Here is a 26,016-nt window from a genome sequence, read left to right as displayed (position 1 = left end):
GTCCAGCTTCACCACTGCGTCCAGCGGCTGGCCGATCTTGGCCAGCAGATGATCCAGCGCATCGGCCTGGGCCAGGTTGCGCGGGTAGCCGTCGAGAATGAAGCCGTTCTTCACGTCGTCCTGGGCCAGGCGCTCTTCCAGCATGGCCAGCAGGATGTCGTCTGAAACCAGGTTGCCGGCATCCATCACGGCTTTGGCCTTCAGGCCGGTGGGCGTACCAGCGGCCACGGCCGCGCGCAGCATGTCGCCGGTCGAGATGTGCGGTACGCCGAGTTCCACCTTAAGGCGGGCTGCCTGGGTGCCTTTGCCCGAGCCGGGCGGACCGAGTAGGACGAGTCGCATAGTGCTCCAAGGTATCCCCGGGCCACCGCACGCTGCGGCTCCCACGGGAAACAAGAAAAGTGGCGTCCAAATTAGCTTCTGCGACCCATTACGTCAAACGACGACGTTAGTCGAAGAACGCCAATTCCTTGTTTCGAAAGGAGTTGCCGTGAAGAGCGTGTGCAAGCCGCACGGTAGCGAACGTCATACGTTTAAGCTCCCGGGGTTGCTCCACTACGGAAATGATCGGACATGACGACACCGCGCATCCACATCGTGACCCTGGGCGTCGACGACTTGCCCCGTGCACGCCGCTTCTATGAAGCCTTGGGCTGGCACGCCTCCTCGACGAGCAACGAGAACATCTGCTTCCTCAAGGGGGGCGCCGCTGTGTTGGCGCTGTATGGTCGCGCGGCGCTGGCCGAGGATGCGCAGTGCGAGGATCGGCCGAGCGGCTTTGCCGCCGTGACCCTGGCCCGCAACGCCGCGTCGAAGGACGAAGTTGATACCTGGTATAGCGCGGCACTCCAAGCCGGAGCGCGTGCTATCAAGCCGCCACAGGAGGTGTTCTGGGGCGGTTATTCCGGCTATATCGCCGATCCGGACGGGCATCTGTGGGAATTCGCATTCAACCCCTTCCTGGTGTTTGATGAGCACGGCAACCTCGCCCTACCGGACTGAGCCCTTATGAAGTCGACATCCAAGCCCCAAGGTCGTTTGCTGTATGCACAGTCCGGCGGAGTCACCGCCGTCATCAATGCCACCGCTGCCGGCGTGATCGAAGCGGCGCGCGCGCAAGGCGTGTCGGTCTATGCCGCACGCAACGGTATCCTCGGCGCCTTACGCGAAGATCTGATCGATACCGGCAAGGAAACCAAGGCCGCGATCGCCGCGCTGCGGCACACGCCCGGCGGTGCGTTCGGCTCGTGCCGTTACAAACTGAAGTCGCTCGACAGCCATCGCGTCGAGTACGAGCGGCTGATCGAAGTGTTCCGCGCGCACGACATCCGCTGGTTCCTCTACAACGGCGGCAACGATTCGGCCGATACCGCGCTGAAGATCTCGCAGCTGGGCAAGGCCATGGGCTACGACATTCGCTGCATCGGGGTGCCCAAGACGGTGGACAATGATCTGGCGGTCACCGACTGCTGCCCGGGCTTTGGTTCCGTCGCCAAATTCACCGCCGTGTCCACGCTGGAAGCCAGCCTGGATGTCGCGTCCATGGCCGACACCTCGACCAAGGTATTCATCCTCGAAGTGATGGGGCGCCACGCGGGCTGGATTGCCGCCGCGGCGGGCTTGGCGGGCGAAGGCGCAGATGCACCGCCACACCTGATCCTGTTCCCCGAGAAGGCCTTTGATGAAACGGCGTTCCTGGCCAAGGTAAAGGCCACGGTGGAACGCGTGGGCTGGTGCACCGTGGTGGCTTCCGAAGGCTTGCGCAATAAGGAAGGTCAATTCCTCGCCGAAGCCGGCACGCGCGACGCTTTCGGTCATAGCCAGCTCGGCGGCGTGGCACCCGTGCTTGCGGCGCTGGTGAAAGAGAAGCTCGGCTACAAGTACCACTGGGCCCTGCCCGACTACCTGCAACGCTCGGCGCGCCATCTCGCATCCCATACCGATGCCGAGCAGGCATATGCCGTCGGCAAGGCGGCCGTTGAGTACGCACTGGCCGGCATGAATGCGGTGATGCCGGTGATCGTACGCACCAACGATGCACCGTATCGCTGGAAGATCACACCGGCGCCACTGGCCAAGATCGCCAACCGCGAAAAGAAGATGCCGGCAAGCTTTCTTACCCGCGACGGCTTTGGCATCACCGCCGCCGCGCGCCGCTACCTCGCACCGCTGATCCAGGGCGAGGCGCCCGTGCCTTATGGCAAGAACGGCCTGCCGCTCTACGTTCTATTGAAGAACACGGCCGTCGCCAAAAGGTGCGAAGTGTTCTCAACATAAGTCATGCGGCCCCGGCAGAGGCCGCGCCGGCGCGGCGGCGTTAGGCCGCCACGCCTCGCTTCGCTCGCGCCATACGCAGATGGCGAAGGCTGATCGCCGCTTCCGGTGAATCGCCCTCCAGCACCAGCCACTGGGCGCTCGCCTGCTGCCACAGATCCAGCATGCGGGGCGCCGCTTGGCCACTGATGCGCCAGGCCTGCTCAGCGTAGCGGCAACCCTCGGCGTGAAGCCCTTCGCGGAACGCGCTTTCCGCCAGCAACCACAGCGAGGCCGTATCCTCAGGACCGGCCAGCACCGCCAGACAACGCGCGTAGACGCCATGATCGCCGGTGTCGCCCAAGGCCAACAGCGCACCAAGCACCAGGCGCAACGCATCCACGGCCAATGACGGCACGCTGGTGAGTGGCACAGCAAGCTCGGCAACATGGCGGTACAACGTCGCCGCCACCGCCGCGTCGACGTCGCGGGTGCGCGCCATCGCGACATGCGCGGCACGTAAACGCAGCGCGTTGTCCTGGTCGATAAAGTGCGCCAGCGCCTCCTGCGCCTGCACCAGCAATGCTACGGGCGCCGCCCCTTGCTCAGTCTTCACTCGCGACAACGCAAGGTCTGCCAGTGCCCGCGCGTGCTCGGCACCCTCTGCGGATGACGACGGCATGCGACCCAGGACGCCCTCCGCCTCGGTGTAGCGCTCCATCGCCGAACTTCCCACTGCGGATTCGGCGATGGCGCAAAGCATCGCCACCCAAGCTTCGAACACGGCCGGTGCCTGCTTGATCGCCATCATGCCCTCGTAGCGGGCATGCAATTGACGCAGATAGAGTCGACGCGCCGTGGCGTTGCGCTGCACGTGATCTGCCACCAACAACTCGGTGCGCATGATGGCAACCTGCCAACGCACGGGATTCTCCGGCCCACTCGCCACGCCTTGCGCCTGCATGGCCTGCGCCTCTTGCAAGCGTGCAGCGACGAGCCCCGTTGCCGCCGCGCCAGGAATCAATTGAAGGCTCTGCTGCAGCAACCAGGCGGCGTCGGAGCCAGCGGGCGCGCCCAGGGAGACGGCACGGCGCAACGCCGCTTCGGCCTCTTGCAGCCAATCCGGATCAACCTCCGGGCCGATATTGGCGCGATCGTAGTAAGCCTGCCCAAGCAGAGTGCAAAGCGCTTCATCCACGCCCTGTTCCACCAACACCTGTTGCAGGTGCTCGATGCTCAGTTCAAGCAGACGCGCACGCTCCATCTCGTCCAACGTAATGCCTGCCTGCGCCAGTAAAGCCTGACCAAGACGGCGACGGATGGACAGATCCTGCGGCTGTCGCTGCAAATGATCCGTGAGTCGATCCACCACCCGCGAGTGCTCGGAATGCACGAAAGCCATGGTGCCCGCCGAAAGACCTGGCGAACCCGCCACTGCGGGGCGCGGGCTCTGCTCCCCCATGGAGTCTGTTCCATCGTCCAGCCCCTGTGTGGCCAATCGCAAGCCGGCGAGCAAACGGCTGGGCGGCAGCGGTAGCTCGATCGTGCTCGCCTCGGTGACGACACGAAGCACGGTGCCGCCGCCTTCCATGCGCTGGAAGGCCAGCTTCGGCTCCAGGTGCTTGCCAATATAGGCAATGCCCGGCAGCGCGCCCATGTTGAATGCATAGCGCACGCGTCGCCCATCCGACGCTTCGGCGAGCGTATCGATCACCGGAGCGCTCGATCGCACCTGGGGTTCGGGCTTAGCCTGAGACTTTGGCCGAGGCCGCGACTGCGGTGATGTCGCCCTGGCCTGCGGCACCGACGCCCCGGGAACCCTTGCAACGGGCTCGACCGGCGTCGCCACTGCTTCGCGTGATGCAGCCGACAAGGCAGCCTTCCCGGCCACGACGTTCCGCGGCTCGGGTATCGCTCCAGAGGTAGTGCCGGGCGCTGCCTGTAACGAAGTATTACGGCGGATTGGCATGGCCGCACCGAGCGCGGCGATCGGCGGCGCAACGGTTGTTTCATCCCCAGCAGTTTCCTCCCCGAGCACCCGGGGAGGCGCATCCTGCAGCACTTCGTTACTTGGCGCGGCGGCCGAAGTCGGCGCAGTCGCCGCCATGGCTGGCACAACAGGCGTTACCGGTTCCTTCGCTACGGCGGCATCAGCTGCCGGCTGCCCTGGGGGATTCGGCGCCTGACTACCAGCGGCGCTACCAAGCTCTTTCTCGATCGCCGCATCCAACACCGCGCCTTCAGGCACCACAAGGCCGCGTTTGAAGTCGAGGTCGAAATCCATGAGGAACGCCGTGCGGCGGCTCTGCTTCTCTTGACGTGCGCGTTCGCGCGCGGCGTAGCGGCGCGTCATCGTTCGCCCGAGTAGCAGGCAGGCCACCAGAACGATGACCGACAATGTGATCCAGCTGTTTATGTGCAGCATGGGCCGCACCTCCAATGCATTTTTCTGTAGGACGCAACAAGCCGCCGGAATGGCGTTGCCAGGAACATCCGCCAAGACGGTTCCGATCTGAATCGACGCAGGATGCGGCCCTTGAGCGATCAGGGAGCGCACGTCCGCCTGGATGACTTCGCCCACGAATGGCGCAGGGGGCGCACCGTCCAGCCTGTGCCGCGCGGGCGCCCCTTTTTCCGCCGAGGCATGTACGCCCCCGTGTCGCGAGCGAGTGGACCTTGTGGTCGGTCGCCCAGCGTCACTGACCGCGTGCGTTTCCACCGCCGTAGTGGGCCGCGTCCCCGGTGCTATCAGCGTCGGGGCAAGAGGTGTCGATGCCATGCCAGTCTGCGGCGCACCCGCGTTCATCAGCGTGCAAGCTGCCACGCCCATGCAAAGCAGGCCCACCAGAAGCACAGCGAGACCACGCCGGCCAGGCCGACGGTGGCTTCGCTGTTCAGAGGAACGTTCCATCGCCCCTTAACGCCGCTTACAGTTCGGTCAGGTGCGCCATGTCCACCGAATTGTCGCGGTGGGCCGCAATCACGTTCTGGCTCACCCAACCCGGGAAGATGTTGCTGGCGCTACCGTTAAAATTGTCGGTGCTGTACAGGTACGGCAGGTGCGACCAGCAGCGATAGCCTTGTGCCTTGAGCGCCGCGATCTCCTTGGTGGCCATATCGGCCGAGGAGAGTCGGAAATAGATCAGGGGTTGCTGATCGCGCAGAATCTTCTCCGCGCCGGAAAGCAGGGGCAGCAAGCCACCCGGCTGATTCACCTTGATGAGATGCAGCTGGCCCAACGCGAGCATGTCCAGCGACGTCTGCTGCGAGGCTTCTTCCGGATGCTCATCCGTGGCACCAAGCACCACATCGCGACGAGCGTCACCCAGCGAAGCATGCATGGGATAGACATTGCGCAAGTGGTTGAGCGCCAGGGCCGAGCACAGCGCGATATGGCCGAAGCGACGCGGTTCCACCACATGCACCTGCCCGTTGACGCCCACCATCTGAGACAGCCACAGAGTGTGCGCACCCAGCTCCGCACCGTACTCAAGTACGGTCTGCCCTTCTTCGAGCAGGGCGCCGAGCACGTCCAGCTCCTGTTCCACCCACTCGCCATAGGTGCTGAGCGAGCGGGCGAGCGCCGACACGGAAGGCGATGCCAGCATCACGCCGTAGCGCGTCTGCAGCATCGGAATGGCCGGCAACGCAACCTGCCGTGCGGTGCCCTTCGGGGTGGTATCAACCGGAGCGGCGACGACGCCGTTGTTGTGGTCACTCATGGGATTGCTCACTCAATAGGATTGGCTGGGGGGACAAACGAGTCGGGCACCAGCATCCGCCAAGCGCCGGGGCCATAAGTTCCGCAAACGCGGAGCGGCCTGATCGCGAGTGGCTTTAGAGCTGCGCCCGTTACGCGCGCGCTGCTCGATCGATGCCCGTGCGTCCGTGCCGTCGAAACGTTGCAGCACGACTTCGCGAACGTTGAAGCTGCTGCACCCCTAGGACGATAGCCAATGTGACCCGGGCAGAAATATGGGACTATTCTGATGACGAAGCAGGAAATATCGCGGCGTTCATCTTTCGCCTTCCCAAGCAAGGGGCGAACACCGGCACTTTCGCGCACCATGCCGCCGGGACTCCATCACGCGAGTCCGGGGCGAAAGACCAACTCATCCATCGAATGGAGCGGCCGCCGCCCCCGGCAACCTCGGGTGAGATGCACGTGGACATCCTGCTGCACCCGCACCTCGGTGTTGAGCAGGGTTCTGCGATAGACGGTGTAGGAAAGCCCATCCATAGCCGCCGCGCCGGTCTGCGCCGACGGCACCCGTGGCATGGCGCCGCTGTCCCAAGCAGGGGACCGGGACACCCCGGCAGAGAGCGGCAGCAACGCGCCCGCCATGACCACGATGGCTCGCAGAAACTGCCGCCCCGCCCTTTTTGCCTGAATGCCCGTTATGCCGCGCATGAGTGATACCTGAAAGCCATGTAGGACGTACCTCGCATAGCGCATCACCGTTCAGACGCAGATTTCTACGATTTGCTCGCCTGGTCAAACACGCTTCGTGGCGTGTCCAGCGTATGGAGAGGTCCGCGATGAACACCCTTACCCGCGTGCTTGCAACGCTCGCCTTGATCGCCGGCAGCGGCGCGACCCTGGCCGATCCGTGGCACGACCACGACCGTGGGCATGATCGAGACGGTCACTATGAGCGGGACCGCGGACAAGACCGGGGCGACGGGTATCGTGACCGTGATCGCCACGAGTACTGGCAGCGCCGCTACTACAGCGACCGCAGCTATTACGGCCGCCCGCACTGGCAGCGCGGCTACCGCTACGACGGCCCGATGTACATCGTGAACGACTACCGCGGCTACCGCCTGGCACCCCCGCCCTACGGCTATCGTTGGGTGCGCAGCGACAACAACTACCTGCTGGTGTCGATTGGCGACAACGTCATCCTGGATATGGTGATTCGCTAAGCCAGTCCGAAGGTTTTCCTCCAAAGGCGGCGCCCCTGGCGCCGCCTTTTTGGTGCGCGGTGATCGCCACCCGCTGCGCCGCACAACACGACTGTCGTGAACCTCTGCCTATACTCCACCCAGACCGCCCGCAAGGGCGGCCGCTGTGTCGGGGTACCGATAGCGGGCTCCGGCGATGTGGTTACCACTCATGGGGAGGCTCCGATGCTGCAGCAGTATGGCTTGTGGATCGTGCTGGCATGTGCGGTCCTGGCGGTTCTCTACGGCGCACTGTCCGTGCGCTGGGTCTTGGCAAAATCGCCGGGCAACGCGCGCATGCAGGAGATCGCTGCCGCGATCCAGGAGGGCGCAAAGGCATATCTCAATCGCCAGTACACCACGATTGGCGGCGTCGGCGTGGTGTTGTTCCTGGTGGTCGGCGTTGCACTGGACTGGGGCACGGCCGTCGGCTTTGCCATAGGTGCGATCCTTTCGGGTGCCACCGGCTACATCGGCATGAATGTTTCGGTGCGCGCCAACGTCCGCACCGCAGAGGCCGCACGTGACGGCCTTGGCGCAGCCCTCAACGTTGCCTTTCGCGGCGGCGCCATCACCGGCATGCTGGTGGTAGGTCTGGCCCTGCTGGGTGTCACCGGCTATTACGTAGCGCTCATGCACATGGGCTACGAGACCATGCATGCGCTGCATGCACTGGTCGGCCTGGCCTTCGGCTCCTCGTTGATCTCGATCTTCGCCCGACTGGGCGGCGGCATTTTCACCAAGGGCGCGGACGTGGGCGCGGACCTGGTCGGCAAGGTGGAAGCAGGGATTCCCGAAGACGATCCACGCAACCCGGCGGTGATCGCCGACAACGTGGGCGACAACGTGGGCGACTGCGCCGGCATGGCCGCCGACCTGTTCGAGACCTACGCGGTCACCCTGATCGCCACCATGCTGCTGGGCGGCGTGCTGGCCGAACAGACGGGCAGTAATGGCGTGCTGTTCCCGCTGGTGCTGGGGGGTGCCTCGATTGTGGCCTCGGTCATCGGCACCTTCTTCGTGAAGGCTCGCGGCCCCAAGATCATGAATGCGCTGTACGCGGGCGTGGCCGTTTCCGCGGTGCTGGCCGCCATCGCATTCTGGCCCATCACCAACCAACTGATGGGCGACTCGGCGTACGGCGTAGGCAACATCTACGGCTGCGCCCTGATCGGCCTGGTGCTGACCGGCGCCATGGTGGTGATCACCGAGTACTACACCGCTACCGAATACAGCCCGGTGCGGCACGTGGCGCAGGCGTCCACCACCGGCCACGCCACCAACATCATCGCAGGCATCGGCGTGTCGATGAAATCCACCGCCCTGCCCGTGCTCGCGGTGTGCGCAGCGATCTGGGGTGCTTATCACCTGGCCGGTTTGTACGGCATTGCCATCGCCGCCACGGCGATGCTCAGCATGACCGGCATGATCGTGGCCCTGGATGCCTACGGTCCCATCACCGACAACGCCGGCGGCATCGCCGAAATGGCCGAATTGCCGGCTGAAGTGCGTCGCGTCACCGATCCACTGGATGCCGTGGGCAACACCACCAAAGCGGTGACCAAGGGCTACGCCATCGGTTCGGCGGGCTTGGCTGCGCTGGTGCTGTTCGCCGACTACACGCACAACCTCAATCAGCACCTCAATCTCACCGACTTCCGGTTCGACCTGTCCAACCCGTACGTCATCATTGGCCTGCTCATCGGCGGCCTGATCCCATATCTCTTCGGCGCCATGGCGATGGAGGCGGTGGGCCGTGCGGCCGGCGCGGTGGTAGAGGAAGTGCGCCGCCAGTTCCGCGAGATCCACGGCATCATGGAGGGCACCACCAAGCCCGATTACTCGCGCGCGGTTGACCTGCTCACCAAGTCGGCGATCAAGGAGATGCTGGTTCCCTCGCTGCTTCCCGTATTGGTGCCTGTCGCCGTGCTGTTCGGCTTCAAGTGGCTGGGCGGCACGGAAGCGGGTGCGCAAGCACTGGGTGGCGTGCTGATCGGCACCATTGTCACCGGCCTGTTCGTGGCGATTTCCATGACCACCGGCGGCGGCGCCTGGGACAATGCCAAGAAATACATCGAAGACGATCACTTCGGCGGCAAGGGTTCGGACGCGCACAAGGCGGCCGTCACCGGCGACACCGTGGGCGATCCATACAAGGACACCGCGGGCCCTGCCGTGAACCCGCTGATCAAGATCATCAACATCGTGGCGCTGCTGCTTATCCCGCTGCTGTAGGCCATGCTTGGGCGATGTACCGGCCCCACTTCCAGGCAAGTGGGGCCGGTGTCCCGTCGTTCCGGCCAGCGCCGGAGCGACGATCGGGATACCCAACGTTAGCCACACGACCGCGTGTCGACGCGCCTGCACACTGAGCCCTTCACGCCTCATCACGCAAGGAAGAGTTGCCATGCCCCCCAGGACCTCACGCTGGCTCGCGCTCACGCTCGGCATCACACTAGGCGGCATGACACACGCCTCCGACAACCTCACGCCCGCCGCGGCGACGAACAACGACCCCCATCGCTGGCTCGAGCAAATCGATGGCGCCAAGCAGCTGGATTGGGTCAAGCAGCAGAACGCCAGTACGGTAAAAAAGTACGCCGACAGCGCCGAGTTCAAGCAACTTGATGCCCGCCTGCTCGAAGTACTGGACTCCACCGCACGCATCCCGATGGTCAGCAAGATCGGTGATCGCTACTACAACTTCTGGCGCGACAAGGATCACCCGCGCGGCCTATGGCGCCGCACCACGCTGGACGAGTACCGCAAGGACCAGCCGCAGTGGGAAACCGTGCTCGACCTCGATGCCCTCGCCAAGGCCGAGGGCGAGAACTGGGTGTGGCACGGCGCCGATTGCCTGAAGCCGGCCTATCGCCGCTGCCTGGTGTCGCTATCGCGTGGCGGCGCCGATGCCAGCGTAGTGCGCGAGTTCGATCTGGCCGACAAACAATTCGTCGCCAATGGCTTCGCCTTGGCGGAAGCCAAGACCCAGGTGAACTGGATGGACCAGGATCACCTCTATGTCGCGACTGATTTCGGTCCGGGTTCGATGACCACGTCGAGCTATCCACGTATCGTCAAGGAGTGGAAGCGCGGCATGCCGCTCGCCAGCGCCACTACCGTGTACGAAGCGCACAAAGACGACATGAGCGTCTCCGCGATGCGCGATCTCACGCCCGGCTTCGAGCGCGATTTCGTCATGCGCCAGCTGGCCTTCTACGACAGCGAAACCTTCGTGCGCGGCAAGGACGGCACGCTCACCAAGATCGATGTGCCCAACGACGCCAACACCGACGTGCATCGCGAATGGCTGTTGGTGGAACCGCGCAGTGACTGGGCCGTCGGTGGAAAGACCTACAAGTCAGGCTCGCTGCTGGTGACTCGCTTCGATGACTTCATGGCGGGCAAGCGCGACTTCACCGTGCTGTTCGAGCCCAGCGACACCACTGCCCTGGATGGCTATTCGTGGACCCGCCATCACCTGATCCTCAATGTGATGGACAACGTAGTGAACCGCCTGGAAGTGCTTACGCCAGGCCCCGGCGCGTGGGGGCGCCAGCCACTGGGCGGCGCGCCGCAGCTTGCCACCATCGCCGCTGCGGGCGTGGATGCCGACGATAGCGATGACTACTTCCTTACCGTCACCAGCTTCCTGCAACCGACTACGTTGTACTACGGCAGCCTCGGCCAGGGCGAGGCACAGGCCATCAAGCACAGCCCGAGCTTCTTCGACGCCTCCAAGTACGCTGTGAGCCAGCACTTTGCGACGTCCAAGGACGGCACTCGTGTGCCCTATTTCGAAATCGCGCCAAAACAACTCAAAGCCAATGGTTCCAATCCCACCTTGCAGTACGGCTACGGCGGCTTCGAGATCTCATTGCAGCCCAGCTATAGCGGCAACGTCGGCCGCGCCTGGCTGGAGAAGGGCGGCGTTTACGTGATCGCCAATATCCGTGGCGGCGGTGAGTACGGCCCACGCTGGCACCAGGCCGCGCTGAAGGCCAATCGCCTGCGCGCCTACGAGGATTTTGCCGCGGTGTCGGAAGACCTGTTCGCCCGCAAGATCACCTCGCCCAAGCACCTGGGCGCCATGGGCGGCAGCAACGGCGGCTTGCTGATGGGCAATATGCTGACGCTGTATCCGCAACTTTATGGCGCCATCGTCAGCCAGGTCGCCCTGCTCGATATGCAGCGCTACACGCACCTTTCCGCCGGTGCCTCATGGATCGCCGAGTACGGCGACCCGGACAAGCCGGAGGAATGGCGCTGGATCCAGACCTTCTCGCCCTACGCCAACGCCAAGGCGGCGCAGCACTACCCCCCAGCGCTGTTCACCACCTCCACCCGCGACGATCGCGTGGGCCCGGTGCACGCGCGCAAGATGTACGCCAAGCTGCAAAGCCTGGGCTACGACGCCAGCTTCTACGAGAACATCGAAGGCGGACACGGCGCGGCGGCCGACAACAAGCAGGCGGCCTTTATGAGTGCGCTGGGCTACACCTATCTGTGGGACCACGTGAAGTAAGCCATCCGCATGCGTACCATGGTGCGCCGGCCGTTGCCGGCGCACTTCCATAGAACGTCATGAGCAACCACACCATCCGCCCGGAACTGCGCGAGTGGATTCTCGCCACCGCCCGCTCGGGCCACAGCCTTCACGAACTGCTGCGCCTGCTGAAAGATGCCGGCTACGGCGGCGAACAAAGTCGCCAGATGGTGGCTCGCGTGCTCAACGTGCCGCTCGCCACCGTCGTCGCCGCGGCCAAGGGCGCCGTCACCGGCACGCGTACGCGCCACCCGGAACCGCCCTTGCAATGGGTGGGTGAACACCCGGTACGGGTCACCATGAGCACCGACGCTCCGATCGTGCGCACACTCGAAGGCCTGTTAACCGGTGAGGAGTGCGACCAGCTCATCGGTGAAGCAAGCCCACGCCTGGCTCGCGCACTGACCGTGGACGTGGATGGACGCCATCAGGTGGATCAGCGGCGCACCAGCCAGGGCATGTTTTTTCGCATTGGCGAAACGCCGCTGGTGGAACGCATCGAGCAACGCATCGCCGATCTGTTGCAGGTGCCGGTAAGCCATGGCGAGGGTTTGCAGATCCTGCACTACCTGCCCGGCCAGGAGTACGAGCCGCATTTCGACTGGTTCAACCCCGAGCAGCCGGGTTTCAGCGCCGTCACCGCACGCGGCGGCCAGCGCATCGCCAGCGTGGTGATGTATCTCAACACGCCGGAGGAAGGCGGCGGCACGGGCTTTCCTCGCATCGGACTCACTGTCACCGCCCTGCGCGGTTCGGCCGTCTATTTCGCCTACGAAACCGGCGATGACAGCTCGCTGCATGCGGGCCTCCCCGTCATCAAGGGCGAAAAATGGATTGCCACCAAGTGGTTACGCGAGCGCCCCTACCAACCCTAAGCCACCCTAGGCGCCACGCTCGCGGCTGAATTGGCCGCCCGGAGGCGCCACCAGCGGCTGCGATGCCCCCCCCTTTTGCCGTATCCTTGTAGGTCTTTGCTTTTGACTACGCTGAAGGAAACGCCCATGGGTCTGCACCTCGTTCCCGCCGGCCGCAAGGTTCCGGACGAAATCAACGTCATCATCGAAATCCCCAAGGATGCCGAGCCCGTCAAGTACGAGGTGGAGAAGGAAAGCGGGGCGATCTTCGTCGACCGCATCCTGTCCACGCCGATGCGCTATCCGTGCAACTACGGCTATGTGCCGGGTACCCTGGGCGGCGATGGCGATCCGCTGGACGCGCTGGTGATCCTGCCGCTGCCGCTGGTACCGGGCGCGGTGATTCGCTGCCATCCGGTCGGTATGCTCAAGATGACCGACGAGGCCGGCAGCGACGAGAAGCTGGTGGTGGTGCCGGTGGAGAAGATCTTCGCTGGCTACGCCCACATCAAGGACATCAAGTCGGTCTCCGGCCACTGGCTGGAGCGCATCGGCCACTTCTTCGAGCACTACAAGGACCTGGAGAAGGGCAAGTGGGTCAAGGTGGAAGGCTGGGTCGGCGCCGACGAAGCCAAGGCCGAGATCATTGCCGGCATCGAGCGTTACCAGGCTGACAAGAAGGCCTGATCGACGCATCGAAAAAAAGCGCGCCCCTTGAGGGCGCGCTTTTTTTTGCGCGTTCTACGGGGTGGAGGCCGCTTCGGCCTGCACCGAGGGCGTAGCGCCGTCCCTGCTGGCCATCGGCTGCGCGGCTTCGAACTGGGTTACCCACCACATCAGCACACAGACCGCCAACACCACGATCGACAGCACGATCAGTACGGCCCGCAGTATCGCGTGGCCCGTTCGGGCTGCTTGGCTGGACATCGGCATGATGCCTCTCCCATGGACGACGTATTGGCCAGTTAACGCCGCAGCGGCCGTACGGATGACTTAGTCCCCGTTCGTAGCCTCAACCTTTGCCGGGCTTCTTCTTTGCCGGTCGCGGCTTGGCGGGCTCGCCCTTCTTGCCCAGCTCGTCCAGCAGGGTGGCAAGGTCTTCCGCATGCTCCTCTTCCATGGCAAGAATCCCTTCCATCAGGCGCCGCGTGGTGGGGTCGGCGGTGCCCAGGTACTGGATGATCTCGCGATAGCTGTCGATGGCGATGCGTTCGGCCACCAGGTCTTCCTTGATCATGTCGACCAAGTCTTCGCCTTCCACGTAATCGGCGTGACTGCGGCTGAGCAGGCCCTCGGGCGAGAAGTTGGGTGTGCCGTCGAGCTGGGTGATGCGCTGCGCGATCAGGTCGGCGTGCCCCTGCTCTTCGTTGGCATGCTCAAGGAACTCCGCGGCCACGCTTTTGGCGTGAATGCCTTTGGCCATGAAGTAGTGGTACTTGTAACGCAGCACGCAGACGATTTCGGTGGCGAGTGCTTCGTTGAGCAGCTTGATGACGGTCTTGCGGTCGGCGGTGTAGCCGGCGGTGATCGCGCCCTGATCGATGTGCTCGCGCGCGCGTTTGCGGATGGTTTCGATATCGGAAACGAATGGCTTTGGTGCCATGGCGTGCCTCCTGTCGGGCTGGCTGGGCAATGCCAACCACCGTAGGAGGCACCATGCGAAACGCAGGTGAAAACCCGTGTGAACGGTTCACGTTCGCGGATGGCTATCCACCCGCGCATAGCCCGCGGAGCGTTGCGCTCCGCGGGCGGCACTCAGAGCGCCAGCGCATTACGCCTTGTGATAGACCTCGGCACCCTGCGCACGGAATTCGGCAGCCTTCTCCGCCATGCCCTCTTCCAGCGCCAGCACGTCGCCAGTGCCGTGCTCGGCGGCGTAGTCGCGCACATCCTGGGTGATCTTCATCGAGCAGAACTTGGGACCGCACATCGAGCAGAAATGCGCGCTCTTGTGGGCATCCTTCGGCAAGGTCTCGTCATGGAACTCCTTGGCCTTCTCCGGATCGAGGCCAAGATTGAACTGATCGTCCCAGCGGAATTCGAAGCGCGCCTTGCTAAGCGCGTTATCACGCACCTGTGCGCCCGGATGGCCCTTGGCAAGGTCGGCGGCGTGCGCCGCGATCTTGTACGCGATGATGCCGTCACGCACGTCCTGCTTGTTGGGCAGGCCAAGGTGTTCCTTGGGTGTCACGTAGCAGAGCATGGCGGTGCCGAACCAGCCGATCATCGCCGCACCGATGGCGGAGGTGATGTGATCGTAGCCCGGCGCGATATCGGTGGTCAGCGGCCCCAGCGTGTAGAAGGGCGCCTCGTGGCACTTCTCCAGCTGGCGATCCATGTTCTCCTTGATCAGGTGCATCGGCACATGACCCGGACCTTCGATCATCACCTGCACATCGTGTTTCCAGGCGATCTGGGTCAACTCACCCAAGGTATCGAGCTCGCCGAACTGCGCAGCATCGTTCGCATCGGCGATGCAGCCCGGACGCAAACCGTCGCCGAGACTGAAGGAGACGTCGTACGCCTTCATGATCTCGCAGATCTCTTCGAAGTGCGTGTAAAGGAAGTTTTCCTTGTGGTGGGCAAGGCACCACTTGGCCATGATCGAGCCACCACGCGAAACGATACCGGTGACGCGCTTGGCCGTCAGCGGGACGAAACGCAACAGCACACCCGCATGTATCGTGAAGTAATCCACGCCCTGCTCGGCCTGTTCGATCAGCGTGTCGCGGAAAATTTCCCAGGTGAGGTTCTCGGCGACGCCATCGACCTTTTCCAGCGCCTGGTAGATCGGCACCGTGCCGATGGGCACCGGCGAGTTACGGATGATCCACTCGCGCGTCTCGTGAATGTGCTTGCCGGTGGACAGGTCCATCACGTTGTCCGCGCCCCAGCGGATCGACCACACCAGCTTCTCCACTTCCTCGGCAATACCCGAGGAGACCGCGGAGTTACCGATATTCGCGTTGATCTTGGTGAGGAAGTTGCGGCCGATGATCATCGGCTCCGCTTCAGGGTGATTGATGTTCGACGGAATAATGGCGCGGCCACGGGCCACCTCGTCGCGAACGAATTCAGGCGTGATCAGCTTGGGCATCGCCGCGCCGAACGACTGGCCCGGATGCTGATTGAGCAGCGCGCTGCCCTGCAATGCCGTGATCTTCTGATTCTCGCGAATCGCGATGTATTCCATCTCCGGCGTGATGATGCCGCGCCGGGCGTAATGCATCTGCGTCACGTTGGCTCCCGCCTTGGCGCGACGCGGCACGCGCGTGGCGGTGAAGCGCAACGCATCGAGCTTGGGGTCGGCCGCGCGCTGGCGACCGAAGGCGGAACTCAAGCCACTCAGCTGCTCGGTATCGCCGCGCTCGGCGATCCACGCGGCACGCAAGGGCGGCAGGCCGGTGGCCAGGTCCACCTTGTAGTCGGGGTCGGTGTACGGGCCGGAGGTGTCGTACACGGTGATCGGCGGGTTCTCCTCGCCGCCGAACAGGGTCGGCGTCTGCGCCTGGCAAATTTCGCGCAACGGTACCTTCAGGTCCGGGCGGCTGCCCTGCACATGGATCTTGCGCGACCCCGGGATCGGGCGCGTGACGGCTTCGGAGAGTTCCTGCGCGGCGCGCGCGAGGTCATTGGGCAGGGCATTCATGGGTCGGTCCGCTGTCGAAGCGATTCCCCGAAGGGAGGCGCTTTGTTGAGGAGTCCGCACAGCGATGTGCGGGGTGTTGCGAAGGGGTTCGCATACCAACAACAGAAGCGACGGCGCCGGACGCACGGACACTGCCCGTGCGACGAAGCTCCCTACAGCGGTACTAGCCGCATCAGGTTCGAAGGGACTCTCTCAGCCGACTGTTGCCGGCACCCCCGCTTCAAGGGGCCTATTTGAGCACGAAGCGGGGCCAGCCGCGAGTGCGGCGGGGTTCCAGCGGCGGGTCAGCGGCGCAGGTAGGCGCGCAGGAACATGTCCACGCCATCGCGGGCGGTTTCTTCCAGCTCCGCGGCGTAGGACTGGGCGCACTCTTCGCAGCCAAACATGCGGCGCAGCAACATTTCGCCCTTGATCAGCGAAATGAACTGGCCGGCGGCACGCGCCACATTGGGGATATCCAGCTTGCCGTCGTCAACGGCCGTTTGCAGCAGGCGTTTCATCAGACCGTGGGTGCGATCCGGGCCTTCCTCCCACAGCAGTCGGCCGTAGCGAGGGTTGCCCTGGCGGCAGTCACTGAGGATGGCGCGGAAGGTGCCTACGTTCTGCACGTCGCAGTCCAGGCGCACGTGGTGCAGCGCAATGCGCTCCAGCGTGTCACGGATGTTCTCGTCGGGCACGTACTGGTAGGTGTCTTCCGGCATCAGATCCTGGATACGGGCACGAATGACCTCGCGGAACAGGTTGTCCTTGTCGCCGAAATGGCTATAGACGGTGAGCTTGGACACCCCGGCCTCGGCCGCGACGGCGTCCATGCTGGTGCCAGCGAAGGCGTTGCGGATGAACAGGGCCTTGGCGGCCTCCAGGATCGCCGCACGCTTCTCCATGTCCTTGGGACGGCCAGGCCCCTGAGGTTTGGTCTGCGGGATCGTGCTCATGGCTTTACCTTAAGAATTGGCTTCACAAACGAATAACACGCGTTTAGTATACGCGTCGGTTTAGTTATTTTCCATGGCCACGATACACGGCTTTCCCTATGTCCACCACTGTCGCAGAACTTAACCTGAGTCCGGCCTACCGTCTCGCCCAGCGAGCGCTGGCGGCGTGGCTTGAGCGCGGCCAGGCCGGTGCGCGTCAGGCGGCTTTCGCTACCCGCGCCGCCCTGGCGACGCTGGATGCCACCGAGCGTGGTCGCCTGGCGCGCTGGCTGGCCTGGCTGGCGGTGGCGGCGGAGAGCCGGGCCGCCCCCTCCCCGGCGGGCCGGATTCAACGTCTTGACGCCTCCTTGCATCAAGCCATGGAAGATGCGCTGACACGGTTGCCTGCCAGCATGCGTGGCAATGTGGCGCATATACGTCGCCGCAGCGCCTAAGTGTCCGCGGACACCGCGCCAGGCATGACTTCCGTCAACCGAGCGCGATGACTTCCGGCACTTCGTGCAGTACGACCAAGGCCGCACGCTTTGCACATTGTCGGAAACGAGCTAAGCACTTATCATTTTTAGCCTTTTTTCCGATCCGAACAGGACGTAAGCAAGATGGCAATGAACTTCGAACAGGCGCGTCTGAACATGGTGGAAAACCAGGTGCGTCCCTGGGAGGTGCTGGATGCACGCGTATTGGACGTGCTGGGCACCGTGCGCCGCGAGGATTTCGTTGCCGCCGAGCACCGCCAGCTGGCTTTTGCCGACCTCTGCCTGCCGCTGGGCCATGGCGAGTTGATGATGAAGCCGGTGGTCGAGGGGCGTGTACTGCAGGCGCTGGAGTTGAATCCGAATGACCAGGTGCTGGAAGTCGGCACGGGCTCGGGCTTCCTCACCGCTTGCATGGCCAAGCTCTCGGCGCACGTCACCAGCGTGGACATCCACGCCGATTTCATTGCTACCGCCGGCGAGCGCCTGGCCCATGCCGGCATCACCAACGTGAAGCTCGAAGTGGGCGAAGCGGTGAACGCCTGGCAGCCGGCCGGCCAGTTCGACGTGCTGGTGGTCACCGGCGCGGTCTACCAGATTCCGCAGCGCTTCCTTGGCTGGCTCAAGCCAGGCGGCCGCCTGCTGGTGATCCGCGGCGAATCGCCGGTGCAGCACGTGCTCTTGCTCACCCATGAAGGCAACGGCCGTTACCGCGAGGAATCGCTGTTCGAAACCGACCTGCCGTACCTGAAGCACGCCGAACCGCCGCGCCGCTTCGTTTTCTGATCCTTTCCCCATACATGAGGCAACCCATGCGCTTGAAGCTTCTGACCCTTGCCCTGGCACTGTCGGCGTTCCCGCTGGCCGGCCACAGCGAGGATTTGCTGGATGCATACCGAGAAGCCCGCGCCAACGACCCGGTGCTGTCGCAGGCGGGCGCTACCCGCCTGGCCACCGGCGAGGGCGTGACCCAGGCGCGTGCGGTGATGCTGCCGCAGCTCAACGGCAGCTTTGGCCTTACCCAGCAGTCCTCCGGCAGCACACTGTCCAACGGCTCGATCCAGGGCAACGGTCATTCGCGCACGCGCTCGCTCTCGGCCACCCTGACCCAGACCGTGCTCGACCTCAGCCAGTGGGCCAACCTCTCGGCTGCGCGCGCGCAGGCCTCGGCCCAGGACGCAACCTACGAGGCCGCGCTGCAGGCGCTCTATGTGCGCGTCACCACCGCCTACTTCGGCGTGCTGACCAGCCAGGATGCACTGGTGTTCGCCAAGGCCAACGAAGACGCCTACAAGGAGGCCTATGACCAGGCCGACCAGCGCTTCAAGGTGGGCCTGTCAGCAATCACTGACGTATACCAGGCCAAGTCGTACTACGAACTGGCCAAGGCACAGACCATTGCCGCCCAGAACACCCTCAACGATGCCAAGGAAGCGCTGACGCAGATCACCGGCAAGCCGGTCGATGACCTGAAGAAGCTTCGCGAGGATCTGCCGCTGACGCCGCCAAACCCGGCGGACCCGAACCAGTGGGTGCAGCAGGCATTGACCTCCAACGCCACCATCCAGGCCGGCCAGTTTGGCGTGAAATCCGCCGAAAGCAGCATCAATGCGGCGCGCGCCGGTCATCTGCCCACGCTCAACGCCTCGGTGTCGCGCGGCAAGGACACCACCTGGCAGGAAAACGCCAGTACCAACGTGCGCGGCAACGGCGACTACGGCACCACCGTGGGCCTGTCGGTGAATATTCCGATCTTCTCGGGCGGTGCCACCCAGTCGCGCGTGCGCCAGTCGATCTACCAGCGTGACGAAGCGCAGGATTCGCTGGAGTCCACCCGCCGCCAGGTGGTTCGCGACACGCTCAACTACTACCGCTCGGTGCTCTCGGGTATCAGCCAGGTGGAAGCCAACAAGGCCTCGGTGGATTCGGGCCAGAAGGCGCTGGAGGCCACGCGTGCAGGCTTCGACGTGGGCACCCAGACCATGCTGAACGTGCTCAATGCCATTCAGACCCTGACCCAGGCCGAGAGCAGCTATTCGCAATCGCGTCACGCCCTGGTGCTGGACCAGCTGCAGCTTAAGCAGTCGGCCGGCTCGATCGACCTGAAGGACATGGAGACGGTCAACGCGATGCTGCAGTAAGGCTATCGCGCGTCCATCGCCACACAAAAAAAGGCCGGGCATGCCCGGCCTTTTTTTGTGTCATGGCTCGTCGTTGCCAGAATTACCTGGAATGAACGGCTATTCCTGCAGCAGGTTGTCGATCATGCCCATCGCGCGCTTTACCGCGCCCCGCTCACTGTCGAACACGATGCGCGCCACCATGCCCATGCGGTCACGGCGCGCCTGGTCGCGCAGCAGCCGTTGCACGGATGCACCCAGCGCCTCGGCGCTTTCCACGCGCTCGGCGCCGCCCTCGCGAATCAAGGTCAGGGTGATCTCTTCGAAATTGAACGTATGCGGGCCCACCAGCACCGGCGTCGAAAGCGCGGCGGGCTCCAACACGTTATGCCCACCGATGGGCACCAGGCTGCCGCCCACGAAGGCCAGGTCCGATGCGGCGTAGAACGGCATCAACTCGCCCATGGCATCGATCACGAACACCTGGTGCGCAGCCGACGGTACGCGATCGGCGCTGCGCGTGCCCACGACGAAACCCAGACTGCGCGCGGAGTTCTCCACCAGCTTGAAGCGTTCGGGATGGCGCGGCGCAATCAGCAGCAGCGCATCGGGCCAGCGCGTGAGCACTTCCAGATGCGCCTCCAGCACGGGCAGCTCCTCGCCCTCATGCGTACTGCCGGCGATCCATGCCGGGCGCAACGGACCCCACTGACGGCGTAGTTCCTCCCCCTTCAATTCCGCGTCGTAGGGCACGGGCATGTCGAACTTGAGGTTGCCGGTCACTACGATCTTTTCTGGATCGGCACCCAACGAGCGATAGCGCGCGGCGTCCGTCCCCGACTGCGCGGCTATCAGGCGCACACAGCCCAGCGCCTGCGCCACCAGGCCGCCCATGGGCTTGTAACCGCGCAGCGAGCGCTCGGACAGTCGCGCGTTGACGATCATCAATGGAATACCGCGCTTGCGGCACGCGAAGTACAAATTCGGCCAGATCTCGGTTTCCACGATCACCGCCAGGCGCGGCCGCACGCGACGCAGAAAGCGCTTTACCGCAAAAGGCAGGTCATAGGGCAGATACACGTGAAACACGCTGTCGCCAAATAGCTGGCGCACGCGCTCCGAACCCGTGGGCGTCACCGTGGTGATCACCAGCGGCGCATTAGGGTAGTCGTTGCGCAATGCCTTGATGAGCGGCTCGGCGGCATTCACCTCGCCCACCGATACCGCGTGCACCCACAGGCTGCCGTTGACGCCCGGCATGTCGAAAAAGCCGAAGCGTTCGCGCCAGCGGCGGTGATAATCACGGTAGCGCACGCCACGCGCCAGCAGACGCATCATGATCAACGGCGTCACCAGGTACATGGCGAGGGTGTAGAGGTAACGCAATGGTGAGCCCTTCGATCCGGTGCGCCAGTATATCGACTCGACGACGATCGCCACTCAAAGCAGCCGGCGGCTCGCCTCGTTATGGCTTGTTCCCTACAATGCCGACGATGCCCGGCATGCCTCGCCCCCCCTTTAACCGCTCCCTGCTCGCCCCATCGCATTGGCCGGCCTGGCTAGGTGCGGGCGTGATCTGGCTGATTGCGCACCTGCCGCGCCCCTGGTTGATGGCACTGGGTCGCGGCCTGGGTCAGCTGGTGCAACGCGTGCCCTCGCCGCGCCGCCATGTGGCCGAAGCCAACATCGCCTTGTGCTTCCCCGAACTGTCAAAGGCCGAGCAGGCCGCGCTGGTGAATGCGCACCTGCGCGATATCGGCTTGATGATGGTGGAGTTTGCGCTGGGCTGGATGGGCAGCGAGCGCGCCATTGCGCGCGTGCCGGTCACCATCGAAGGCCTCGAACACCTGGAAGCGGCACGCGCCCAAGGCAAGGGCGTGCTGCTGGTGGGCGGCCACTTTTCGCATCTGGAGCTATGCGCGCGACTGGTCTCGCAGCGTATTCGCATCTCGGGCATGTATCGCCGCATGGATACCGCCGTGTTCGAGTGGGTGGTGCTGCGTGCACGCCTGGACTATGCCGAGGCGATGTTCGAGAAGGACGATATCCGCGGCACCGTAAAATACCTGCGCAACGGCGGCACACTGTGGTACGCGCCCGATCAGGACATGCGCAGCAAGGACAACGTCTTTGTACCGTTCTTCGGCGTGCCCGCGGCCACCATTACGGCGACGCATCATCTGGCCCGCCTTTCTGGGGCAAGGGTGATTCCCTTCTATCACCGCCGCTTGCCCGGCAATCAGGGCTATGCGCTGCGCCTGGGTGCGCCGCTGGAGCAGCTTCCAAGCAACGACGTGCTCGAGGACACCGCGCGCGTCAACGCTTGCATCGAAGACATGGTGCGCACCGCACCCGAGCAATACCTGTGGGTACACAAGCGCTTCAAGACGCGCCCCGAAGGCAGCCCTTCGATCTATTGAGGTCATACTCACTCGCAATGAAGGCGAGGCGCACACACGGGCACGGGCGCATGATGGTCACTCGCGTTACCATGCGCGGCCACGTCGATCCCCCATAGCATTCCGCATGTCTTTCTCGTTGTTTCTGCGTTCGCTGCGCCAGCGTCATGACTGGCGCGGTGGCGCCGGCAAGCGCCTCGTCGCATGCCTCAAATACATCACCCGTAGTGCCAGCATGCCGCGCCGTCAATCAGCGTGGCTGCAGGAGCTGTTCGGATCGCCGCGACTGGCGGCCTATCTTTCCCACGATCCGCGCCTGATCGAGCGCTGGCATCACCATTACATCAACCGCCGCCTGGGTCGTGCACAGCGCCTCACCATCGTGCGTGAGCATTACCGCTTTGTCTTCGAACGACTGCCCGCACGCGTGGCCGATGCGATCTACCTGGGGGGTCACTGCGCGCTCGGCGCCATCACGCTGAAGGATGGCAGCCAGCTCTTGCTGGAACTGCGTCGCCCGCTCGGCCGCAGCCGCGAAGGAGAGCTGGCGCTATGCCTGACCAACACGCAGGAACAGCTGCTCTCGTCGGTCACTTTCAGCGTAAGCGACGGCGGCCGCACGTTGTTGATCGGCGGCCTGCAGGGTGCTGCGTCGGAGCTGGGTCGCGAAGCCGTGCGCGAACTCACCAAACAGTGTTACGGCCTGCGTCCGAAGAATCTGCTGTATTCGCTGCTGTTGGCATTCGGTGCGTTCGCCGGCGCGCAACAGATTCGCGGCGTCAGCCACTTGCTGCACCCGTTCGCCGGGCAGGCTGACAAGATCAAGGCCGACTACGACAGCTTCTGGGAAGAGTGCCTGGGCGTGCTGCAACCGGATGGATTCTTTGCCCTGCCCGCCTCCGAGCCCATGCGTGACGAATCGCGCGTGGACAGCAAGCACCGTTCGGCGTTCCGCCGTCGCGAACAGTTGCGCAGCGATGCCTGCGCCTGCCTGCTGAACGCCCTGGGTGCGCCAGCGCTCGCCTGGCCAAAAGCAGCCTGAAGCGCACCTGCTGGCGCGATCTCCCGGCGGCCAGATGACCACCGGGAGATGGCAAGCCAACCGCTTACTTCACGTTGACGAACGCCTTCCAGGCATTGAACAGGTTCTGCGCATTGACCGAGCCCAGGCCGGACGCAAAGCTCCAGCCCGGCTCCGCCGCGAACGCCTCGGTGTTGATGTTGTACTTGCTGGCATTGGTCGAGGTGAGGCCCACCTGCAACGGCCCGTACGACGAAGCAGGCAGCGATCCATAGAAGTAGCAGTCAGGCGTGACGATGCCTGGCGGCTGCTGCACGCACTGGGTCGCGATGCTGCCGCGCGTGATGTTGTGGAACACGCACTTACCGGTGCCCTTGGTGCCGTTGTCCGCACTGCAATTGGCCAGGCTGGCCGGCGGATTGCCCTTGGCGCCGCCGTACTCGTCCGCCGCCAGCGCATACAAAGTCGGCGCGGCATTGCCCTGGTTGGGCGATAGGCCCTTGGCCGCCAGGCCCTGATCGATCAGCGCCTGGATGCCCGCGAACATCGGCGAGGAAAGCGACGTGCCACCGCTCAAGGAAATCAAACCGGTAAAGCCCGGCTGGCACGGATAGGCGGCCGTGCACACGATCACGTAGGTATCGCCGCCATACGAACCGGCGAATAGCGACACATCGGGTACGTCGCGCGACTGATCCTTCGCCGCGTTGTGCACCTGACGCTGCCATGCCGGCTTGCTATCCACCGACGACGGGCCGCCGCTACCTGCCTCGGAGGTGAGGTAATAGCCTTGCGGATCGAGCTTCAGGTATTGCTTGCAGAAGGCGAGCGAACTGGCGAAACCCAGCGACTTGGCCGCCACTTCGTTACCGCACGACTGGTTCCACGGAATCTCCGGCACATAGGAAAGCGCCGAACCGTAAACCGAGTTGTAGGTGGCCGCGAAGTACTTCTTGGTGGTGCCATCGAGCACGTCCGCCGTATCCGTACCGCCCACAACCGTGTCGTTGGGCGAGGTGCCGAATGCATTGGCGTCGATGCCCACGCTGTTGATGAGACCACCGTTGAAGCTGGGGTTGGAACCCGAGTCGCCGCTCGATACGAACACCGAAATGCCTTCCGCATCCGCCTGTGCCCACATCAGGTCGATGGCAGTCTTGCTCGGCGCATCGGTGAAACCTTCACCGTACCCATAGCTGGCACTGATGATGTTGGGACGGCTGGCGCCGTTGATCAGATTGGTCGCCGCGGTGAACACGCCACCAAAGAAATTGTTTGAATTGGAGTCATCGCAACTGGCGACCCAGATATGCGCACCCGGCGCCATCGCGGTGGACCACTCCGCATCCAGCAAGGTCTCGCCATCATCCTCGCCCGGGTTGGCGATGTTGGGATCGATGCAGTTGGTAAACCCCGTCGCTTGCGGCTGGGACTGCGTGAAGGTGCCGCCGTAGCTGCCCAGGTTGAACTGGCTCACGAAGTTGGTCCAGTCGGCAGGCACCATCGAGTTGTCCTCGACCACTGCGATGGTGATGCCGCTGCCGGTGAGTCCACTGCTACGCAGCTGATCCACCGCATAGATCTTCGCCATGTCGTAGGGCACCAAGCCACGGGCGCCGTTGGTAAAACCAATGGCCTCCGGGCTCACGCCGGCCGCCGCCGAAACGGTCGGCTTGGTCAACTTGAACTTGCCACTGGACGCATCGAAGCGCGCCACCCGTGGCGCCACATGCTGGGGCTGCGGGTGGATATCGTTGAGGCCGGCGACACCCACCACCACATTCTGCAGCGCGGAGGGAATACTGATGTCCGACGCATTGGCGACATGCGAGGTCTTGTTGAGCGTATAGCGATTCATCTGCGTGTGGAACGCGCGCTTGACGGTGCCCGCGGTGCCACTGAAGTCGATCTGCATCTTGTTTGGATACACGCCATGCACGGTGAAGCCTTGCGACTGCAACCAGGAGACCGTGGCGGCTACGTCGGCATCGAGCACGCCGAAGGTGTCGCCGAACTGTTCCGGCGTCACCCACTGATGGAATTTGGCGGAGCTGGGATCGTGCTGCGCGGCGATCAACGCATCCAGCGCGGCCTGGCGCGAGGCGCTACGCTTCAGCACAAGATGCATATGATTCATCGGCGCGTTGTCAGCCATGCTTCCGGTGACGGCGGTTTGATCGACCACAGCGAGATGGCTGCGCTGCAGGGTCGATACGGCGCGGCTATCCACCGTCTGCGTCACCCGCGGCGCTTCCGTGGTGTTGATGTCCGCCAGCGCGGGATTCCGCGAGGCGGCCGTCTGCGCCACGGCGAACAGCGGCGAGGCAGCAAGCGCCACGGCAATCGCAGCGCTCAGGTACAGGTGCTGGTTCTTCATGCAATGTCTCCTGGAAGGTGTCCATCGAAAACAAGCCAAACCCCCTGTGGATTGGTTCCCGCGTCGTGCTCCTTGGTGACCTCCTGCAGGTCTTGTGGGAGAAAAGGACAAACGCATCCGCCGCATAGCCATCAAAGCCACGCGCGTGTTTTCCGCTATCTCACTGTTGAATCACCCTTGAAGCGAACGGCAGCCCCTGACGCCGAATCGCTGATACCCCATACACACCGCCACGAGTGTAGGAACAGCGCGCACCGCACCGCAATGGTAACGAAGCCGCTTCAACGCACCGCCAGGGCGCGCAAGGCGAAAGCGCGCAGAATCCAGCGCACAGGCGGATTTACGGCGAAGGCGTAACACCGATGAGACATGACCCGCGACGCGCAAGATATTTCGCATCGTTCGCCACGAAACGCGCGCAGTGGGCTAGCCACAAGGCATGGGA

General features: G+C 63.9%; 22 protein-coding genes and 1 riboswitch. Of the genes, 12 read left to right on the top strand and 10 right to left on the bottom strand.

The features are described 5' to 3' along the window. Window positions 1–342, bottom strand: a 342-nt coding sequence (locus tag JHD67_RS10195; protein ID WP_199099073.1) for a nucleoside monophosphate kinase, incomplete at its 3' end; no start/stop codon positions are given. A gap of 231 nt (window positions 343–573) precedes the next feature. On the opposite strand from JHD67_RS10195, the gene JHD67_RS10190 reads away from it, so the two are divergent. Both JHD67_RS10190 and JHD67_RS10185 read left to right on the top strand, forming a co-directional pair. After that, window positions 574–1,002: a VOC family protein gene (locus tag JHD67_RS10190; RefSeq protein ID WP_199099072.1), complete on the top strand. Its 429-nt coding sequence runs from the start codon at window positions 574–576 to the stop codon at window positions 1,000–1,002. 6 nt (window positions 1,003–1,008) lie between these two features. After that, entirely contained in the window at window positions 1,009–2,277 is a 1,269-nt protein-coding gene (locus tag JHD67_RS10185; RefSeq protein WP_199099071.1) for a 6-phosphofructokinase, read from the top strand. 40 nt (window positions 2,278–2,317) lie between these two features. Here JHD67_RS10185 and JHD67_RS10180 read toward each other — a convergent pair whose 3' ends face one another. The 3 genes from JHD67_RS10180 to JHD67_RS10170 form a co-directional block, all read right to left on the bottom strand. After that, window positions 2,318–4,678: a hypothetical protein gene (locus JHD67_RS10180; RefSeq protein ID WP_199099070.1), complete on the bottom strand. Its 2,361-nt coding sequence runs from the start codon at window positions 4,676–4,678 to the stop codon at window positions 2,318–2,320. Window positions 4,679–5,180: 502 nt separating this feature from the next. After that, window positions 5,181–5,975, bottom strand: a complete 795-nt coding sequence (locus tag JHD67_RS10175; RefSeq protein WP_199099069.1) for a hypothetical protein — start codon at window positions 5,973–5,975, stop codon at window positions 5,181–5,183. Between the two features lie 362 nt (window positions 5,976–6,337). Beyond that, window positions 6,338–6,664: a hypothetical protein gene (locus JHD67_RS10170; RefSeq protein ID WP_199099068.1), complete on the bottom strand. Its 327-nt coding sequence runs from the start codon at window positions 6,662–6,664 to the stop codon at window positions 6,338–6,340. Window positions 6,665–6,777: 113 nt separating this feature from the next. Here JHD67_RS10170 and JHD67_RS10165 point away from each other — a divergent pair, with 113 nt between their 5' ends. The 5 genes from JHD67_RS10165 to ppa all read left to right on the top strand — a co-directional run bounded on the left by JHD67_RS10165 (window position 6,778) and on the right by ppa (window position 13,284). Beyond that, a complete protein-coding gene (locus JHD67_RS10165; RefSeq protein WP_199099067.1) occupies window positions 6,778–7,179 on the top strand; it encodes an RcnB family protein in 402 nt (133 codons plus the stop codon). A 204-nt stretch (window positions 7,180–7,383) separates the two neighbouring features. Beyond that, window positions 7,384–9,432 carry a sodium-translocating pyrophosphatase gene (locus JHD67_RS10160; protein WP_199099066.1) on the top strand — a complete coding sequence of 683 codons (2,049 nt, stop codon included), beginning with the start codon at window positions 7,384–7,386 and terminating at the stop codon, window positions 9,430–9,432. 229 nt (window positions 9,433–9,661) lie between these two features. After that, the gene (locus JHD67_RS10155) at window positions 9,662–11,722 is read left to right on the top strand and encodes a prolyl oligopeptidase family serine peptidase (protein WP_233171794.1); all 2,061 of its coding nucleotides are present in this window, start codon (window positions 9,662–9,664) and stop codon (window positions 11,720–11,722) included. A gap of 59 nt (window positions 11,723–11,781) precedes the next feature. Beyond that, window positions 11,782–12,618 (top strand): 2OG-Fe(II) oxygenase, encoded by an 837-nt coding sequence (locus JHD67_RS10150; RefSeq protein WP_199099064.1) that lies wholly within the window; start codon window positions 11,782–11,784, stop codon window positions 12,616–12,618. 126 nt (window positions 12,619–12,744) lie between these two features. Beyond that, window positions 12,745–13,284: an inorganic diphosphatase gene (ppa, locus tag JHD67_RS10145; RefSeq protein WP_199099063.1), complete on the top strand. Its 540-nt coding sequence runs from the start codon at window positions 12,745–12,747 to the stop codon at window positions 13,282–13,284. Window positions 13,285–13,338: 54 nt separating this feature from the next. Here the strand turns inward: ppa and JHD67_RS10140 are convergent, their stop codons facing one another. The 4 genes from JHD67_RS10140 to JHD67_RS10125 all read right to left on the bottom strand — a co-directional run bounded on the left by JHD67_RS10140 (window position 13,339) and on the right by JHD67_RS10125 (window position 17,181). Further along, entirely contained in the window at window positions 13,339–13,530 is a 192-nt protein-coding gene (locus tag JHD67_RS10140; RefSeq protein ID WP_199099062.1) for a hypothetical protein, read from the bottom strand. A 79-nt stretch (window positions 13,531–13,609) separates the two neighbouring features. Further along, a complete protein-coding gene (locus tag JHD67_RS10135) occupies window positions 13,610–14,200 on the bottom strand; it encodes a ferritin-like domain-containing protein (RefSeq protein ID WP_199099061.1) in 591 nt (196 codons plus the stop codon). A gap of 168 nt (window positions 14,201–14,368) precedes the next feature. Next, window positions 14,369–16,246, bottom strand: coding sequence for a phosphomethylpyrimidine synthase ThiC (thiC, locus tag JHD67_RS10130; RefSeq protein WP_199099060.1), 1,878 nt, complete (start codon window positions 16,244–16,246; stop codon window positions 14,369–14,371). A 132-nt stretch (window positions 16,247–16,378) separates the two neighbouring features. Continuing rightward, window positions 16,379–16,473, bottom strand: a riboswitch (TPP riboswitch). A 57-nt stretch (window positions 16,474–16,530) separates the two neighbouring features. Then, the gene (locus JHD67_RS10125) at window positions 16,531–17,181 is read right to left on the bottom strand and encodes a TetR/AcrR family transcriptional regulator (RefSeq protein WP_199099059.1); all 651 of its coding nucleotides are present in this window, start codon (window positions 17,179–17,181) and stop codon (window positions 16,531–16,533) included. 98 nt (window positions 17,182–17,279) lie between these two features. On the opposite strand from JHD67_RS10125, the gene JHD67_RS10120 reads away from it, so the two are divergent. The 3 genes from JHD67_RS10120 (at window position 17,280) to JHD67_RS10110 (ending at window position 19,795) form a co-directional block, all read left to right on the top strand. Next, a complete protein-coding gene (locus JHD67_RS10120) occupies window positions 17,280–17,615 on the top strand; it encodes a hypothetical protein (protein WP_199099058.1) in 336 nt (111 codons plus the stop codon). Between the two features lie 165 nt (window positions 17,616–17,780). Then, a complete protein-coding gene (locus JHD67_RS10115; protein ID WP_199099057.1) occupies window positions 17,781–18,440 on the top strand; it encodes a protein-L-isoaspartate O-methyltransferase in 660 nt (219 codons plus the stop codon). 26 nt (window positions 18,441–18,466) lie between these two features. Continuing rightward, window positions 18,467–19,795 (top strand): TolC family outer membrane protein, encoded by a 1,329-nt coding sequence (locus tag JHD67_RS10110; RefSeq protein WP_199099056.1) that lies wholly within the window; start codon window positions 18,467–18,469, stop codon window positions 19,793–19,795. Window positions 19,796–19,894: 99 nt separating this feature from the next. Here the strand turns inward: JHD67_RS10110 and waaA are convergent, their stop codons facing one another. Next, the gene (gene waaA / locus JHD67_RS10105; RefSeq protein WP_199099055.1) at window positions 19,895–21,160 is read right to left on the bottom strand and encodes a lipid IV(A) 3-deoxy-D-manno-octulosonic acid transferase; all 1,266 of its coding nucleotides are present in this window, start codon (window positions 21,158–21,160) and stop codon (window positions 19,895–19,897) included. A 116-nt stretch (window positions 21,161–21,276) separates the two neighbouring features. On the opposite strand from waaA, the gene lpxL reads away from it, so the two are divergent. Together lpxL and JHD67_RS10095 are read left to right on the top strand one after the other, a co-directional pair. Further along, the gene (gene lpxL, locus JHD67_RS10100; RefSeq protein WP_233171793.1) at window positions 21,277–22,194 is read left to right on the top strand and encodes an LpxL/LpxP family Kdo(2)-lipid IV(A) lauroyl/palmitoleoyl acyltransferase; all 918 of its coding nucleotides are present in this window, start codon (window positions 21,277–21,279) and stop codon (window positions 22,192–22,194) included. A gap of 106 nt (window positions 22,195–22,300) precedes the next feature. After that, the gene (locus JHD67_RS10095; RefSeq protein WP_199099053.1) at window positions 22,301–23,215 is read left to right on the top strand and encodes a DUF535 family protein; all 915 of its coding nucleotides are present in this window, start codon (window positions 22,301–22,303) and stop codon (window positions 23,213–23,215) included. A gap of 64 nt (window positions 23,216–23,279) precedes the next feature. Here the strand turns inward: JHD67_RS10095 and JHD67_RS10090 are convergent, their stop codons facing one another. Further along, a complete protein-coding gene (locus JHD67_RS10090; protein WP_199099052.1) occupies window positions 23,280–25,571 on the bottom strand; it encodes a protease pro-enzyme activation domain-containing protein in 2,292 nt (763 codons plus the stop codon). Between the last annotated feature and the right edge of the window lie 445 nt (window positions 25,572–26,016).

Origin of the sequence: Dyella sp. ASV21, assembly GCF_016428975.1 — a bacterium.
In the GTDB taxonomy this organism is placed as follows: Bacteria; Pseudomonadota; Gammaproteobacteria; order Xanthomonadales; family Rhodanobacteraceae; genus Dyella.
Note: the sequence above shows the minus strand (reverse complement) of the source record. Positions and strands in the feature narration are given on the sequence as shown.